The sequence below is a fragment of the Amycolatopsis thailandensis genome (genome assembly GCF_002234405.1).
Lineage (GTDB): Bacteria > Actinomycetota > Actinomycetes > Mycobacteriales > Pseudonocardiaceae > Amycolatopsis > Amycolatopsis thailandensis.
In genome coordinates, this window is sequence record NZ_NMQT01000134.1 from 65,452 (window position 1) to 81,863 (window position 16,412).

Annotated in this window: 14 protein-coding genes; 5 read left to right on the plus strand and 9 right to left on the minus strand. The window is 69.5% G+C overall.

What is annotated here, in order from left to right; genetic code table 11:
* A complete protein-coding gene (locus CFP71_RS34945; RefSeq protein WP_093938214.1) occupies positions 1–861 on the plus strand; it encodes an NAD(P)-dependent oxidoreductase in 861 nt (286 codons plus the stop codon).
* A gap of 108 nt (positions 862–969) precedes the next feature.
* Here the strand turns inward: CFP71_RS34945 and CFP71_RS44405 are convergent, their stop codons facing one another.
* Positions 970–1,134: a hypothetical protein gene (locus tag CFP71_RS44405; RefSeq protein ID WP_167406382.1), complete on the minus strand. Its 165-nt coding sequence runs from the start codon at positions 1,132–1,134 to the stop codon at positions 970–972.
* 249 nt (positions 1,135–1,383) lie between these two features.
* Here CFP71_RS44405 and CFP71_RS34950 point away from each other — a divergent pair, with 249 nt between their 5' ends.
* The gene (locus CFP71_RS34950) at positions 1,384–2,475 is read left to right on the plus strand and encodes a hypothetical protein (RefSeq protein WP_093938215.1); all 1,092 of its coding nucleotides are present in this window, start codon (positions 1,384–1,386) and stop codon (positions 2,473–2,475) included.
* 103 nt (positions 2,476–2,578) lie between these two features.
* Here the strand turns inward: CFP71_RS34950 and iolD are convergent, their stop codons facing one another.
* Genes iolD through CFP71_RS34985 form a run of 7 tightly spaced genes read right to left on the minus strand, consistent with a single transcriptional unit; the run spans position 2,579 to position 9,949 of the window.
* Positions 2,579–4,417: a 3D-(3,5/4)-trihydroxycyclohexane-1,2-dione acylhydrolase (decyclizing) gene (gene iolD / locus CFP71_RS34955; protein WP_208636099.1), complete on the minus strand. Its 1,839-nt coding sequence runs from the start codon at positions 4,415–4,417 to the stop codon at positions 2,579–2,581.
* The gene (gene iolB / locus CFP71_RS34960; RefSeq protein ID WP_093938216.1) at positions 4,414–5,304 is read right to left on the minus strand and encodes a 5-deoxy-glucuronate isomerase; all 891 of its coding nucleotides are present in this window, start codon (positions 5,302–5,304) and stop codon (positions 4,414–4,416) included. The genes iolD and iolB overlap by 4 nt, the downstream gene beginning before the upstream one ends.
* Positions 5,301–6,233, minus strand: coding sequence for a 5-dehydro-2-deoxygluconokinase (iolC, locus tag CFP71_RS34965; RefSeq protein ID WP_093938217.1), 933 nt, complete (start codon positions 6,231–6,233; stop codon positions 5,301–5,303). The genes iolB and iolC overlap by 4 nt, the downstream gene beginning before the upstream one ends.
* Positions 6,230–7,012 carry an ATP-binding cassette domain-containing protein gene (locus tag CFP71_RS34970; RefSeq protein WP_093938218.1) on the minus strand — a complete coding sequence of 261 codons (783 nt, stop codon included), beginning with the start codon at positions 7,010–7,012 and terminating at the stop codon, positions 6,230–6,232. The genes iolC and CFP71_RS34970 overlap by 4 nt, the downstream gene beginning before the upstream one ends.
* Positions 7,009–8,043, minus strand: a complete 1,035-nt coding sequence (locus CFP71_RS34975) for an ABC transporter permease (RefSeq protein ID WP_093938219.1) — start codon at positions 8,041–8,043, stop codon at positions 7,009–7,011. The genes CFP71_RS34970 and CFP71_RS34975 overlap by 4 nt, the downstream gene beginning before the upstream one ends.
* Positions 8,040–9,026, minus strand: a complete 987-nt coding sequence (locus tag CFP71_RS34980; protein ID WP_093938220.1) for a sugar ABC transporter substrate-binding protein — start codon at positions 9,024–9,026, stop codon at positions 8,040–8,042. The genes CFP71_RS34975 and CFP71_RS34980 overlap by 4 nt, the downstream gene beginning before the upstream one ends.
* Positions 9,027–9,049: 23 nt before the next feature.
* Positions 9,050–9,949, minus strand: a complete 900-nt coding sequence (locus tag CFP71_RS34985; protein ID WP_093938221.1) for a sugar phosphate isomerase/epimerase family protein — start codon at positions 9,947–9,949, stop codon at positions 9,050–9,052.
* 110 nt (positions 9,950–10,059) lie between these two features.
* Here CFP71_RS34985 and CFP71_RS34990 point away from each other — a divergent pair, with 110 nt between their 5' ends.
* From CFP71_RS34990 to CFP71_RS35000, 3 genes are all read left to right on the plus strand, one after another.
* Positions 10,060–11,064: a LacI family DNA-binding transcriptional regulator gene (locus CFP71_RS34990; protein WP_093938222.1), complete on the plus strand. Its 1,005-nt coding sequence runs from the start codon at positions 10,060–10,062 to the stop codon at positions 11,062–11,064.
* Positions 11,065–11,068: 4 nt separating this feature from the next.
* Complete coding sequence (locus tag CFP71_RS34995; protein ID WP_093938223.1) at positions 11,069–12,070, plus strand: Gfo/Idh/MocA family protein; 1,002 nt, start codon at positions 11,069–11,071, stop codon at positions 12,068–12,070.
* 471 nt (positions 12,071–12,541) lie between these two features.
* Positions 12,542–13,036: a hypothetical protein gene (locus CFP71_RS35000; RefSeq protein ID WP_093938224.1), complete on the plus strand. Its 495-nt coding sequence runs from the start codon at positions 12,542–12,544 to the stop codon at positions 13,034–13,036.
* On the opposite strand, the gene CFP71_RS35005 is transcribed toward CFP71_RS35000, so the two are convergent.
* On the minus strand, positions 13,033–16,020 hold the full coding sequence (locus CFP71_RS35005) for an AfsR/SARP family transcriptional regulator (protein WP_093938225.1): 2,988 nt from the start codon (positions 16,018–16,020) through the stop codon (positions 13,033–13,035). The two genes, CFP71_RS35000 and CFP71_RS35005, sit on opposite strands and share 4 nt — an antisense overlap.
* Between the last annotated feature and the right edge of the window lie 392 nt (positions 16,021–16,412).

Consider the following 16,412-nt stretch of genomic DNA (forward strand, 5'->3'; position numbering starts at 1 on the left):
ATGACGGAAACCGTCGCGGTGCTGGGCACCGGGATCATCGGCGCCCCGGTCGCCCGCAACCTGAGCAAGGCCGGGTTCGCGGTCCGGGCCTGGAACCGCACCGGGGCCAAGGCGGAAGCCCTCGCCGGGGACGGTGTCCAGGTCGCGGCGAGCGCCGCGGAAGCCGTCGAGGGCGCGCCGGTCGTGATCACTGTCCTGACGGACGGCCCGTCGGTGCTGGAGGCGATCCGCGCGGCCGCTCCCGCCGCCGGGACGATCTGGGTGCAGCTCAGCACCGTCGGCGACGCCGTCGACGAGCTGATCGCGTACGCCGACGAGCAGGGCCTCGTCTTCGTCGACGCGCCGGTGCAGGGCACCCGCCAGCCCGCGGAGCAGGGCCAGCTGATCGTGCTGGCGGCGGGCGCGGCCGGCGCGCGGGAGACCGTCCAGCCGCTGTTCGACGCGATCGGCAAGCGCACGCTGTGGGTCGGCGAGGACGGCCGCTCCGGCGCGGCGAGCAGGCTCAAACTGGTGCTGAACACGTGGGTGATCGCGCTGACCCACGGCGTCGGCGAGGCGCTGGCGCTGGCCGAGGGACTCGGTGTCGACCCGAAGCACTTCGTCGACGTCGTCACCGGCGGCCCGATGGACAACGGCTACTTCCAGGCGAAATCCGCCGCGATCCTCAAGAACGACTACACCACCGCCTTCTCGGTCGACAACGCGGAGAAGGACGCCCGGTTGGTGCTGGAAGCCGCGGCTCGCGCGGGTGTCCGGATGGACGCCGTCGAGGCCGGGCGCGCCCGCTTCGCCCGCGCTTCCGAAGCCGGGCACGGCGACGAGGACATGGCGGCCGGTTACTTCGCCAGCTTTGACAAATAGGGCGGGGGTGGGCGCGGCCGCGTCCGGTTCGCTGGACGCGGCCGCGCTCTAGCCCTTCACATACCGCACCCGCCCGGACTTGCCGTGGCACACGACCGCCGGTGCGGGTCAGACGTTCGCGAGAACGCTGACGTCCGCCTTGCACGCGGGAACCGTCACGGTTTCTCCGGAATCGCCGAACGGAAGCGTCAACAGGAGAAACGTGGCTGTGAGAACCACACTGGAGATTGCGATCAGCTTGAGAAGTGCCCGAACTGACAGGAAAACGCCCATGACCCTACCCTTCAACCGCCGCTGAGGGCGGGCGAGGCCCGCCCGGCAGTTTGCGACCCGGACTGGTCACAAACAGTTCTATCCCCGGTTCGCGACCTTGTCGGTCCTCTGTACGAGCCAAGGACGTGATCCCACGAGCACCTCCTCCGCCTCGGTTCTCGCTTACGATGGATGTGGCCATTCCAGCGAAGCACTCCCCTCCCGGAGGGGAGCAAGGCGTGAAAACGTCCAACGGGGAGGGAAAAACTCATGCCGAGGCGGCCCGGGGGAGGGGAGAGCCCGCGCGACTCGGTGGAAGAAGGCTTGCGCTTTCTCGCCTTGGATGAGGGGCCGGACATCCGGAAACTCAGCAGGAACGCGGTGGGCGGCGTTGGCACCATCATGGGTCTGGCCCGGACGCCGGAAGACTGGACAGTCGATGCCAAAGCGGCGGCAGTGCTGACCATCGTTCAGGAACTTGTCGAAAAGCTGTCGAATCCGCGATGGAAACTGGCCGCCGAGGCCGCGTTTCGTTTGCCTGCGGAGCGGTTCACCGAAAAAACCTGTGAGTCGCTCGCCGGACGCTTCCGCGTGCTCGCACTCCGGCGCGGCGAACCGGTGTCCCGATGGGAGGCGTATCGCGGCTATTGGATGGCTGCGGCTTCCGCTCTCGCAGTGCAATTGGAAGAGCGCCTGAACGAGTTAACGGCATCATCGAACGGGTGGGGGATTTACCGTCTGAACGAGCCGTTGTCACCGCCGCGGTCCTTGCCTATCTCCATCGACCGCACCGACGTCCTCTACCGTTTCGAGGGGAGACGCGGTGTCGAAGTGTTCACCTACCGCTGGATCACTGCCCATGGCGCGGTGGACCGGTATCCCGCGATCGGGTGGTACTACAACCAGCCGGATGCGCCGGTGGAGATCGTCCCGTTGGCCAATTGTGAACTCGACGGAGAACTTTCCGATCTTCCCCAAGGCGGCAGGCTGGGCAACCTGAAGTTCTCGCACTGGCTCGAACCTGACGAACAGTACTTTTTCGCGTACAGAACGATCTTCAACGCCGATCAGCCGTGCCGTCCCACGATCTTGTACGAGGTTCGAGGTCTGCAGATGAGCGCTTTGACCGTACGTGCACAGTTCGACCCCCGGTGTCTGCCCGTCGGCGTGTCGTGGTTCGATGTCGACGCACAGAACCAAGGGTGGTCTACGCCGCTCTGGTCCGGCGCGTCGGAAATGGTCGATGTGGCCGGTAATGGCTACGCTGCGCACGAGTTCGCGTCCTGCGAACTGGGGCGAAAGTATGGACTCCGTTGGACCTGGAGACCAGAACGACCAGGTCAGAGAAAGGTAAGTTCCTGATGGGTGGAGACTGAACGTCTCGAGGCCGAGACGGTTGGCCACTTTTGCATGTAGTTGGAATTACCGGCCGTCTCGGTAAAAAATCGCTCGGTAGTCGGGTGCCTTAGCTCTTCACATACCGCACCTGTCCCGACTTGCCCCGCTCGAAGCCCTCCCGGCCGGAAAGGTGTTCCGGGACGCCGACCTCCCACCAGGCCCCGGCTTCGGTCCACGAGGCGGGCTGGGTCCGCACCACGACCACCGCCGGCCGTTTCGCGGACACCGCCGTTTCGCGTGCCGTCGCGTATGCCGCCCGCACATCGTCCAAAGAGGACGCCGTGAACACCGCGCAACCCAGCGACTCCGCGTGTTTCGCGAAGTCGACCCGAGGTGGCGAGGCGTGCGCGCTCCGGCAGTCGGCGAGAAAGTTGTTGAACGGCTTGCCGCCTTGACCTTCCTGAAGACGCGCGATGACCGCGTAGCCGTCGTTGTCGCAGACCACCGCGACGAACGGATGCCCGGCGAAGGCGGCGGAGAACAGTTCCGAGTTCAACATCAGGTACGAGCCGTCACCGAGCATGGTGGTGACCAGGCCGCCGGTGTGCGCCATCGCCGCGCCCCACGCGCCCGCGAGTTCGTAGCCCATGCACGAGAACCCGTACTCGACGTCCATGCTGACCGAACCCGATCCGCGCCAGCCGCCGATCAGTTCTCCCGGCATCCCGCCGGACGCTGTCATCACGTAGTCGTGTGGCTCGGAGAGGTCGTTGACCACGCCGACGACCTGGGCGTAGGTCGGCACTTCACCGGAAACCGCGCGCAGGGTGTCGATGTGCGCGTCCCACCGGCCGCGTTCCGCCGCCGCGCGCTCTGTCCACAAGGGATCGACCCGCCAGCTCTCCAGCTGGGCGGCCAGATCCGTGAGCCCCGCGTCGGCGTCACCCACGACGGCCAGCGCGCCGTGCTTCACCGCGTCGAACCGGGCGGCGTTGAGGGTGACCAGCCGGACGCCGGGCGAGAACACCGTCCAGGACGCCGTGGTGAAGTCCTGCAGGCGAGTGCCGACGGCCAGCACGACGTCCGCCTCGGCGGCCAGGACGTTCGCGGACGCCGAACCGGTGACGCCCAGCGGACCGGCGTGCAGCGGATGCCCGTGGGGGACCAGCGTGCGGCCCGCCGTCGTTTCCGTGACCGGGATCCCGTGCCGCTCGGCGAAGGCCAGCGCACGCTCGCCCGCGCCTGAGTACCGGACACCGCCGCCCAGCACCAGCAACGGCTTCCGTGCCGACCGGAGTGCGCCCGCCGCTTCGGTGAGCGCCCGGCGATCGGGCCGCGGGCGCGGCGGGCGATGGGTCACCGGTTCGAAGAGCGAGTCCGGGAAGTCGTAGGTCTCCACCTGGACGTCCTGCGGCAATGCCAGTGTCACCGGGCCCGCGTCCGCCGGATCGGTCAGCACCCTGGCGACCTGCGGCAGCGTCGAAAGCAGCTGCTCGGGCCGCGTGATCCGGTCGAAGTACCGGCTCACCGCGCGGAAGGCGTCGTTGACCGTGGCCGTGGGATCGCCGAAGTGCTCCACCTGCTGCAACACCGGATCCGGGGCGCGGCTGATGAAGGTGTCCCCGGGGAGCAGCAGCACCGGCAGCCGGTTCGCGTGCGCGACCCCGGCCGCGGTGACCATGTTCAGCGCGCCGGGCCCGATCGACGACGTCACCACCCCGACCTGCCGCCGATGCGTCGCCTTCGCATAGCCGACCGCGGCGAGCGCCATGCCCTGCTCGGTCTGCCCGCGCCATAGGGGCAGCTCGTCGCGCTGCTCCTCCAGCGCCGTTCCGAGACCGAGGACGTTGCCGTGCCCGAAGATCGCGAACACCCCGGGGAACAACGGGACTTCCCGCCCGTCCAGGGTCTCCGAGCGTTGCGCGAGCAGCCAGCGCACCAGCGCCTGCGCCGTGGTCAGCTTCATGACACCCGTCCTTCGTGGCTCGTGACCGGGCAGCGCGGATCGAGTGCCTGGTCGTTCCAGGTCTCGCGGACCCAGCCGTGCGCGGGGTCGTCGCAGAAGGCCATCGACCGCTCGCCGGCCGGCCCGGCCAGGACGTTCAGGTAGTACATCGGGTAGCCCGGCGCGGCGACGCAGGGTCCGTGATAGCCGCGTGGGATCAGGAAGACGTCCCCGTCCCGGACCGCGACGTCCTCGTCCAGTTCGCCGTCCGAGGTGTACGTCCGATGGAGGCCGAACCCTTCGCGCGAAGTCGTCACGCCGTCGCGGCCGGCGACGCGGAAGTAGTAAATCTCCTCGTTGACGACCTCGCATTCGGACGCCTCGTCGTGCTTGTGCGGCGGGTACGACGACCAGTTGCCACCGGGGGTGATGAGCTCGCACGCGTTCAGTTTGTCCGCGTGGTCCCAGACACCGGGTACGCCGAAGTTGGTGACCTGCCTCGTGGCCTGCCCCGCCCCGCGCACCTCCACCGGCACGTTCTCGGCCGGTCCGTAGCGCGGTTCGAGACGGCGTGCGCAGCGCGCCATCGGCAGCGCGACCTCGATCCCCTCGACTGTCGACAACTCGACTTCGGCGTCACGCGGGACGTAGGCGAAGTCCGTGACCCGGGTGAACACCGAATCGCGGCCGGCGAGCGCGAAGACCTGCCCGTCGACCCGGACGGTGCACGCTCCGGCCAGCGGCAACACGAACGCTTCGTATTCGCCGGTGCGCACGATCCTGGACTCGCCGGCGGCCAGCGAGAGCACCCTCAGGCCGCTGTAGGTCCAGCCCGCCGAATCCGGGGTGAGCCGGACCGGGTCCCGCCCGTCCGAAAGCGTCCCGAGTGGACGGTGCAGCTTGCTCACAGCAACTCCTCGATCTCGTCGGCGGTGGGCATGGCGTCGGCACAGGCGAGCCGGGAAGCGACGAGCGCGCCCGCCGCGTTGGCGTAGGTGGCGATGCGCACCGGATCCCAGCCGGACAGCAGGCCGTGGATCAGCGCGCCGCCGAAACCGTCCCCGGCGCCGAGCCCGCAGACGACCTCGACCCGCTGGGGAGGCACGGTCCAGCGGCCCTCGGTGGTGGCCACGAGTACTCCCTCGGCGCCCTTCTTGATCATCGCCAGTTCGACACCCCTGGCCAGCATCCGTGACGCGGCCTCGTCGGGATCCGTCGTGCCCACGGCGACCTCCGCCTCGGCGCGGTTGCCGACCGCGACCGTGACGTGGTCGAGCATCCAGCCGATCTCTTCGCGCGCTGTCTCGGTATCGGGCCAGAACATCGGCCGGAAGTCGAGGTCCAGCACCGTGTGCGCGCGGCGTCCGCGCCGTCGGAGCATCTCGCGCTGGGTGCCGCGTGCCGGTTCGACGGAGACGCCGGTCCCGGTGACCCACAGCAGCGGCACCGTTTCCACGACGTCCCAGGGCACATCGGCCTCGTCGAGGGTCAGGTCCGGAGCGATGGGGGACCGGTAGAACAGCAGCGGCGGATCCGCGGGCGGGTCCAGCGCGCAGAACACCACCGGTGTCTGTAAGTCGGCCGACGTCCCGACGTGATCGGGAGAGACGCCGAATTCGCGCAGTGCTTGCCGCACGTAGTCCCCGAAGCCGTCCGGGCCGACCTTCGTCAGCACCGACGTCGAGCGGCCGAGCCGCGCGGCGGCGACCGCGACGTTGGTCGCGGTGCCGCCGAGCGACTTGGCGAAGGTGCTGACCCCGGCCAGCGGCACGCCACTCTGCTCGGGGTAGAGGTCCACCCCGACCCGGCCGACGGTCAGTGCTTCGAGAACGGTCATGAAGAGGACTCCGCGGCTCGCAATTCGTGTTCGAGGGCTTCCAGTTCCGCGCCGCCCGCCATCTGCCGGGTCAGCTCGGCCAGGTCGATCCCGGACTTTTCGTAGGCGCCGAGCGGCGCGCCCCGTTTGAGGAGCAGGAAGCGATCGGCCACGGGGTACGCGTGATGCGGGTTGTGCGTGATCAGCACGACGCCAAGCCCGCGGTCACGAGCCTGCGCGACGTACTTGAGCACGACCCCGGCCTGCTTCACGCCCAGCGCGGCCGTCGGCTCGTCGAGGATCAGCACTTTCGCCCCGAAGTGCACCGCCCGCGCGATGGCGACGCACTGGCGCTCGCCACCGGAGAGTGTGCCGACCGGCTGTTCGACGTCCCGCAGGTCGATGCCCATGTCGGACAACGCCTTCTTGGTCGTCTCGCGGCCCTTCTTCCGGTCCAGCGCGCGGAACGGGCCGAAGCCGACCGTCGGTTCGGAGCCGAGGAAGAAGTTTCGCCACACGCTCATCAGCGGCACCACCGCCAGGTCCTGGTACACCGTCGCGATGCCGCGATCGAGCGCTTCACGCGGCGAGGCGAACTTGACCGGTTCGCCCTCGACGAGGAACTCGCCCCGATCGTGCTGGTGGACCCCGGCCAGGATCTTGATCAGCGTGGACTTGCCGGCGCCGTTGTCGCCGAGTACGCAAGTGACCTCGCCCGCGTTGACCACCGTGGAGACGTCGCGCAGCGCGATCACGCTGCCGTAGGTCTTGCCGACATCCTTGACCTCGAGAAGACTCATCGCCGGACCCTTTCCGCGCGCCGCCGGAAGGCGTTGTTGACCAGGACCGCGGACAGCAGCATCACGCCGAGGAAGAGCATGAACCAGTCGCTGTCCCAGCGGGCGAACACGATGCCCTGCCGTGCCATGCCGAAGATCAGCGCGCCGATCGCGGCGCCGATCGCCGAACCGAACCCGCCGGTCAGCAGACAGCCGCCGATCACGGCCGCGATGATGTACTGGAACTCCAGCCCGATGCCCTGGTTCGCCTGGACGCTCGCGAACCGCAGGATGTTGATCGAGCCGACCAGCCACGCGGCGAGCGCGGTGGTCATGAACAGCATGATCTTGGTGCGCACCACCGGGACCCCGACCGCGCGCGAACTCTGCGCGGAGCCGCCGACGGCGAAGATCCAGTTACCGAGCCTTGTCCGGACCAGCAGCCAGGCCGCCAGCGCGGCGAACCCGATCCACCAGACGATGGAGATCTGGAAGGCCGTCCCGCCGAGGTCCACTGTGGACGCGAAGACGAAACCGGCGGACTCGTAGCCGTCGGTCGAGCGCATCCCGGAGACCTGGACGGTGCCGGTGACCAGCCGGGTGACGCCGAGGTTGAGCCCTTGCAGCGCCAGGAACGTGCCCAGGGTGACGATGAAGCTGGGCAGTCCGGTGCGCATCACCAGCCAGCCGTTGAACGCGCCGACCGCGAGGGCGAAGACCAGCGAAGCGAACAGCGCGAGCCAGACGTTCCAGCCCGCCTGCGTCGCCAAGGTCGCGGTGACCAGCGCGGTGGACGCCGTCATCACGCCCGCCGACAGATCGAACTCGCCGCCGATCATCAGCAGCGACACGGCGACCGCCATGATGCCGAGTGTCGAGGCGTCGTCCAGCCAGGTCGCCACGCCGCTGCCGCTGAAGAACTGGTCGGTGACGACGGTGAAGAACAGGAAGACGACGACGGCGCCGAGCAGCGCGCCGATCTCGGGCCGGACGACCAGCCTGTCCAGCAGCCGCGGCTTGGCGACGCGTTCGTCGAGGGTGGTGGTTGTCATCGCGTGCCCCTTTGCACGTACTGGCCGACGGTGTCCACAGTGGATTTGTCGACCAGGTCGGGGCCGGTGAGCACCGGTTTCCCGCCGCCGACGACGTTCGCGTTGTCCCGGTAGAGCTTGAGGAACTGCACGGGGAGGTAGCCCTGCTCGTACTGCTGCTGGTCGACCGCGAAGACGACGTCGCCCGCCTTGATCGCGCCGACCACGTCGGTGTTGAGGTCGAACGTGCCGACCTGCGCCTGCGAGCCGACCGCCTTGATCGCGCTCACCGCCCGCGCGGCGACCTGAGAGTTCAGCGTCAGGACGGCGTCGAGGGAGGAGTCGGTCTGCACCGCGCCCCTGATCCGGGATTCGGCGTCGGTCGGGTTGCCGATGTCGACCTGCAGGGTCTGCACGTCGCCCGCGAAACCGGCCTTGGCGCCGTCACAGCGCTGGGCCTGCCCGACGTTGCCCGCCTCGTGGACCACGCAGAGCAGCTTCTTCTTGCCCAGTTCCCGGAACTTCTTCCCGGCCTCCTCGCCGGCGATGGTCTCGTTCTGCCCGACGTGGGTGAGCGCGCCGTAGCCCGCGCTCTTGTCCTCACCGGAGTTGATGGTGATGACCGGGATCCCGGCGCGGACCGCGTTCTCGATCGAGGTCTTGAGCGCCTCCGGGTTCGCCATCGACACCACCAGCCCGCCGACCTGCTGGGCGACCGCGTTGTCGATCAGCTTGGCCTGGTTGCCGGGGTCTCCGTCGGAGTTGTACTCGACCTGGACGCCGAGCTGCCTGCCCGCCTCCTCGGCGCCGTTCTTGACCACGTTCCAGAACGCGTCACCCGCCGTGCCGTGCGAGATGACCGCGACCCGCAGCGGCCCGCTCGGCTGAGTCGTCGCCGGGCCCGCGCCCTCGGCGGGTTTCTCCTCGGCCTTCGGCCCGGTGCACGCGGACAGGGCCAGCAACCCCGCCACGAGCACGAAGGCCGCTTTCAAGCGATGGGACATCGTCGTCTCTCCTCGCTTTTCCGTTACCTGGCAGCCGGAAGCCGGCTGACGATTCCGCCGAGATGCGCCAGGCTCCTGGCCACGTCCCGCTTGGGCAGATCTTCCGGGCTCCGCTCGCTCAGCGCGGTGTCCTGTTCCAGTACGTACCACCCGTCATAGCCCGCCTCGTCGACGAACCTGACCATCGCTTCGATGTCGACGTCCCCGTCGCCGAGCGGGACATACAGACCTTTGCCCACGGCTTCGGCGTAGGGAAGCCTCCCGGCACGGACGTCTTCGGCGAGTTCGCCGCGCACGTCCTTGAGGTGCAGGTGGCCGACCCGTTCGGGATACCGCTTGGCCAGCTCGACCGGGTCGGTCCCGCCGATCAGGAGATGCCCGGTGTCCAGGCACAGCGGGAGATCGGAATCGGCGAGGAAACGCTCGACCTCTTCCTCGGTCTCCGCGTGCGTCCCGACATGGGGGTGCAGCACCGTGCGGAGTCCGTGGCGCGCGGCGATCTCCCCGATCCTGCCGGAGGTTTCGATCAGTGTCGCCCATTCGGCGTCACTCAGCCTGGGGCGGTCGTCGTAGCCGTCGAGACCGGTCGCGGCGGCGAGCACGAGCATGCCGCCACCGCAGGCGGCGAACAAAGCGGCGGACTCCTCGGCCTCGGCCAGCGCGGCCCCGGGGTTTTCGTGCAGTACGACGGCGAGGAAACCGCCGACCAGGTCGAGTTCGTGGCCGCTCAACAGTTCACGCAGCTCCGACGGGGCTCGCGGCAGATAGCCGGGCGGGCCGAGTTCGGTCGCGCGGATCCCCAGCTCCGCCATTTCGCCCAGTACGGTCCCCGCGTCGAGCACGCGGCCCCAGCCGGGGACTTCGCAGACGCCCCAGGAGATCGGGGCGGCGGCGATTCGGATCCGGGACGTCGTCACTGTCATCGGCGGCCTCCTGCGGCGAGTGCGGGGATCGGTTGGAGCGCTCTATTGATTAGAGCGCTCTAATCATGTAGCGTCCGTCACAGCAAAGTCAAGGGCAGGGGGAGGATGAAATGGCACGACCGACCATGGAGGACGTCGCCGCGAAAGCGGGGGTGTCCCGTGCGCTCGTGTCCCTGGTGATGCGCAACGCGCCGAACGTCTCCGACGAACGGCGGACGCGGGTGCTGTGCGCGGCGCACGAACTGGGCTACGAGCCGCACGCGATGGCCAGGTCACTGGCCAGCCGGACGTCGACCGTGCTCGGGGTGATGGTCTCCGATCTCCGCAACGCGTTCTTCGCCGACGTCGTCGAAGGGCTCGACGCGGCGGCGGAAGCGGCCGGATTCCACCTGATCCTCAACACCGGCGGCCGCAGCCCCGCGCGCGAGCGTGCCGCGCTGAAGAGTCTGCTGTCGTTCCGGCCCGCGGGGGTGATCCTGTTGTCTCCCGTGGTTCCCGCGTCGGCGATCGAGGAGGCGGCCGCGCAGGGGCCCGTCGTCCTGGTGTCGCGCACCTCGCGTGTGCCGGGGGTGGACACGGTGAACGACGACGGCGAAGCGGGGGCCGCGCTCGCCGTCGATCACCTGGTCTCCTTGGGGCACCGGAGGATCGCCCATCTGGACGGTGGGGTCGCCGCCGGCGCGGCGGCCCGGCGCCGGGGGTATCAGCAGGCCATGCGGCGGCATCGGCTGCACCCGCACATCGTGCGCAGCGAGCACACCGACACGGCGGGCGAGAAGGCCGTGCACGAACTGCTCGGCGAGCCTCCCCTCGGGGGATTGCCGACAGCGTTGCTGGCGGGCAACGACTTCAACGCCGTCGGCGCGATCTCCGCGTTGGAAGAGGCGGGCCTGCGGGTCCCCGAAGACGTCTCCGTCGTCGGCTACGACAACACCTCGCTGGCAGCGCTGAAGCACCTTTCACTGACCACTGTGGACCAGCCGCGCACCGAAATGGGCAGGCTGGCCGTCGAAGCGCTGCTCGAACGGGTCCGGGGTGAACGCACCGAACCGGTCCGGCATCTGCTGCACCCGTCGCTGGTGGTCCGTTCGACCACCGCCGCTCTGGAAAGGTAACGACATGAGGTTGGGACTCGCCGGCACCGGCCGGATCGGCACTTCGCACGCCGAAACCTTGAAGAGCTTCGACGAGGTTTCGTCCGTGGTCGTCGCCGACGTCGACGCCGGGCGCGCGGCGGCGGCCGCGGCCAAGATCGGCGTCGAAGCGGCCGCGGACATCCCCGCGCTCTTCGCGTCCTCTTTGGACGGTCTGGTGATCACGGCGGCGACGGACGCGCATCCGGAGCTGATCCTCAAGGCCGTCGACGCGGGGATCCCGGTGTTCTGCGAGAAGCCGGTCGCCGCCGACATCCCGGGCACCCTCGCGGTGATCGACAAGATCTCCGGCTCGGACGTCCCGGTGCAGATCGGCTTTCAGCGCAGGTTCGACGCGGGCTACGCGGCCGCCCAGGCGGCGGTGGCCTCGGGCGAACTCGGCTGGCTGCACACCTTGCGCGCGACCACGCTGGACCCGGCGCCGCCGCCCGCGGAGTACGTCGCGCATTCCGGTGGCCTGTTCCGTGACTGCGGAGTGCACGACTTCGACGTCGTCCGGTTCGTCAGCGGCCGTGAGGTGGTCGAGGTCTACGCGATCGGGGCGAACAAGGGCGAGCAGTTCTTCGTCGACGCCGGTGACGTCGACACCGCGGCCGCGACCCTGACGCTCGACGACGGGACGCTGGCGGTGGTTTCTCTGACGCGCTACAACGGCGCCGGTTACGACGTCCGGCTGGAAGTGCTCGGCTCGGCGGGGAACGCCGTGGTGGGCTTGGACGATCGAACGCCGCTGACCTCGGTGGAACCGGGCGTTCAGCCGTTGCCCGGCCCGGCCTACCCCGGATTCATGGAGCGCTTCCGGCCCGCGTACCTCAGTGAGCTGAAGGCCTTTCTCGACGTCGCCGCCGGTCGCGCGCCGAGCCCGTGCGGAGCGGCGGACGCACTGGAGGCGTTCTACATCGCCGAGGCCTGCGAGGTCTCCCGGCGCGAACGCCGCCCGGTCCGCGTGGACGAGGTCCGAGCCTGAGTCACGCTTACGACCACCGCACCACCTGGCCGTTTCGCGTGCTCAGACGGACGACACGCGTGACCAGCCGGACGACACGCGTGACCAGCCGGACGACACCAGCGCGGCCGGGGCTAGCCGGGTGTCGTCCGTCGGAACACACGTGTCGTCCATCCCGTCACGAGTGTCGTCCGTCTGATCACGAGTGTCGTCCCTCCAGCCACGCGAGTTCGCCGTCTGATCACGTGAGTTCCGGCTTCAAGCACGCGAGATCCGGCTCTGATCACGCGAGTCACGGCTTCAAACACGCGAGTCACGTGTCGGATCACGCGAGTCACGTCTTCAAGCACGCGAGTCACGTCTTCGGCTGCCTGGGCACCCCGAAAGCAGGTTGCTGCCAAAGACCCACGGCCACCGCGAGACCCTCGCTAACGTGATCGCCGACCATGACGGGCGGGCGGTTCGCGCCGCCGGAACGCGCGAGGAGCCCGGATGCAGCCGAACACACCGCAGCCAGGGTTCGCCCCGTACAGCCGCCCGCTCAAACCGAGGGTGAACGCCACGGCGGCGGTGGTCGCGGGCAGCCTGGCGCTGCTCACCGTCGGGATGGTCGTCTGGTTCACGCTCTACAACGTCGTCTACGCCACCGAGTCGGCCGATCACGTGTCCGGCCCGGTGGTGCAGAACCTGATCGGTGGTGTCGTCGGAGCCGGGGCGCTGGCGGTGGCGGCGGGATTCACGTTCGCCCGCCGGATCGCCGGCGCGTGGACCCTGTCCGCGCTTTGCGCGCTCTACGTACTGGCGATCTTCGTGGCGGCGTCGCTGTTGTGGGGCACGCCCTTCAGCGTCCACCTCGGGTGGATCTTCGGCTTCGACAAGAGCAACGGCGTCGCCGTGGCGCTGACGGTCATCTTCGCGATCCTGACCGCGATCATGGCGGCGATCGCCGGCAGCGTGAGGTCGTCCGGCGAGAAGGCGCGCGGCTAGAGCTCGTCCAGGATCAGTTTCGCGCGTTCCTCGACGAGCCGGTAGCCGGACCGTGCGGCGAGTTCCAGCGCCAGTTCGCCGTGTGTCCGGGCTTCGGCGTGCTTTCCCAGTCGCAGCAAGGTTTCCGCGAGCCCGGTCCGCGCGGCGGCCTCGCACCAGAAGAAGCTGGTCGTCCGGGCGATCGACAACGCGAGCCGGTGATGTTCGGCGGCCTCCTCGGGCAGATCGAGCCGCAGGCAGACCTCGCCGAGCCCGACGAGCGTCCAGGCTTCGGTGCCCCGGTCGCCGATCTTGCGGGTGAGTTCGACGGCTTCGAGCGCGTCGGTGCGGTTCTGCTCGCTCGGATCGCGCCCGCTTTCGAGCACGGCCCGGCCGGACAGCGCCGTCGCCTCGCCGTAGGTGTAGCCGAGTTCGCGGTTGGCGGCGAGCGCGCGGGTGTAGAAGTCGTAGGCGTCGTCGGGAAAACCGAGGTCGCGGTGCACGTTGCCGAGGTCGACCAGCAACACCGCGACGCTGAACCGGGCACCGTCCCGTTCGGCGACCGCCAGCGCGCGGGTGAAGTTGGCGCGCGCCTCGTCGAGCTGACCGGTCTGCCAGTACGGGAACCCGAGGTTCGCCAACGCCATCGAGATCCCCGGCAGGTTCAGTTCTTCGCACAGCCGCAGGGATTCCAGCCCGCAGCGGATCGCCTCCTGCGGGTCGCCGAGGCGCTGGTGCACCGCGCTCAGGTTGTTGAGCACGGCCGCGCGGCCGGCGTCCCAGCCGTCGAGGAGGTCCCCGCGCAAGGCGCTCGTCAGGTGTTCGCGGGCCTCGTCGTAACGGCCGCTGTTGACGCAGGCGAGCGCGATGCTCAGATGCATCGCGGCCTGCGCCTGCCCGGCGCCGCTGCGTCGGGCGGCCTTGAGCGCCGTCGACGCGGTGTCGATCCATTCCGCGTGGTGACCGCGCTGGTGGAAGAAGGCGCGGAGCGCGTCGGCGAGGTGCCAGGAGAACTCCGGTGGACCGTGTTCGGCGCTCTGCTCGACCGCCGCGGCGAGGTTCGGCCACTCGGCGTCCAGCCAGGCCAAAGCCTCTTCGGTGTCACCGAAGGGCTTGTCTTCCGGTTCCTCGCGCGGCAGGCGCAGGAAATGCGGGATGAGGACGCGGCCCGCGGCGTCGGCGGTGGTCAGGTAGCTCTCGAACAGCCGCCTCTCCGCGCTGTCGCGTTCGGGTTTCGTGTCCTCCGACAACGTGCGGCCCGCCGCGAAACTGCGGAGAAGGTCGTGGAACCGGTAGCGCCCCGGGGTGTAGCGCTCGACCAGGTGCGCCGCGGCGAGCGCTTTGAGCTGCTGGTTCGCCTTCGAATGCGGGACACCGGTCAGCGCTTGCGCGGCGGGAGCGGTGAACGTTTGGCCGGGGACGAGCGCGAGCCGCCGGAACAGCAGCCGGTGTTCCTCGGGAAGCGCGCGGTACGAGACGCCGAACGCCGTGGTCACGGCGCTTTCCTCGGCGCCGTCGACGGTCAGTTCGGTCAGCGGGTCGCCACCGGCGAGCTCGCGGGCGAGTTCGGCGATCTCGGGTTCGCCGCTCGCGCCGAGGTTGGCCGCCGCGATCCGGAGGGCGAGCGGGAGGTGCCCGCACAGCCGGGCCAGCTCGGCGGCCGCGACGGCTTCGGCGGCGACGGTTTCGCTGCCGAGCACGGCTTCCAGCAGATGCCGCGCGTCTTCGGCGGGCAGCACCGACAGCGGGAGCGCGCGGGCGCCGGTCCGGGCGATGAGGTCGCCGAGCCGCTGGCGGCTGGTGACCAGGACCGTGCCCGACGGCGGCAGCAGCGGCAGCACCTGGCCGGTGTCGCGGACGTTGTCGAGGACCAGCAGGACCCGGCTGTCGGCGAGGAGGGACCGCAGAAGCGCGGCCCGCGTGTCGGTGTCCGGCGGGATGGCCTTGGGCGCGGTGCCGAGCGCCTGCAGAAGCTGCGTGAGCGCGACAGCCGGGGTGAGCGGTTCGTGGTCGGGATCGAAGCCGCGCAGGTCGAGGTAGAGCTGGCCGTCGGGGAACGCGTCGCGGACGCGGTGAGCCCAGCGGACGGCGAGCGCGGTCTTGCCGACGCCAGCTGTCCCGCTGATGACCCAGATGTCGGTGCCTTCGCCCGCGTGCCGGGTCGCCTCGTCGAGCCGCTCCAACTCGGACGCCCGCCCGGCGAAGCCGCGGACGTCGTGCGGCAACTGTGCCGGGCGGACCGGCTCCGGCCGGGTCGCGGCCGCCGTGGGTTCCAAGGCGGGATCGGCGGCGAGGATGGCGGTTTCCAGTCGTCGCAGCTCGGCCGAGGGGTCGAGGCCCAGTTCGGTGCCGAGCCTGCCCCGCAAGGCGCGGAAAGCCTCGAGAGCGTCGTCGGTGCGCCCTTCGCGGTGCAGCGCGAGCATGAGCTGCCCGACGAACCGCTGCCGCAGGGGATGCGCGGCGACCAGCTCGGTCAGTTCCGCGAGGACCTGCCTGCCGCGGCCGAGCCGCAGCTGCGCGTCGGCGCGATCCTCCAGCGCCGTCCAGCGTTCCTCGTTCATGCCACCGCGGAGCCGCTGGGCGACCTCGCCGCTCACGACGTCGGACAACGCTTCGCCCCGCCACAGGCCGAGCGCCTCGTCCAGGAGTTCCACGGCGGTCTCGTCGTCGGCCTCGCGGGCTTGGGCGGTCAGGCCGGTGAAGCGGTGCAGGTCGACCTGGTCCGGGGTGACCTTGAGCAGGTACCGGGTCCCCTCGGAGACGATCTCCGGCCCGCCCGCGCCGCGGAACACCGCGCGTAGCCTGGACACGAGCGCTTGAACGGTGTTCCGGGCACTCGCCGGCGGTTCTTCGGGCCAGAGCAGGTCGATGATCCGGTCGCGAGGCACCGGCTTGCCCGCCTCCAGCAGCAGAACAGCCAGTACGAGCCGCTGTTTGGGCGAGCCGAGATCGACCGGATCGCCACCGGCCCACGCCTCGACGGCGCCGAGGACGCGGAACTCCACCCGGCCACCTCCGCTCACCTCGTCAGAGCCTGCAAGCGTAGTGCAAGCGCCCTGCATCCGGCCGCCGTGATCCTTGTGAGGTGTCCACCGAGGACCCGTCGCCGGAACCGTGCCCAACCAACAAGACGGGCAGGACCCCCCATTCGGTTCCGGTACGACGGTGGGCACCTTCAACTTGCACAGGCACCGCCTTCTGACGGCGGTGGGGGTTGGGGGTAGTGCCAGCTCGACGTCTTCCCCCGTGTCGTCGAACTGGCGCTTCTTCTTGACTGGGGCTGGGGTTTTCCGTGAAGGCCTCCTCGATGGACTCCATCGGGGAGGCCTTCACGGTTTTCGGCGTTTGACAAGAGCGGCCACCTGCCTGCACCCTTTCACTACTTAATTAGTGAAAG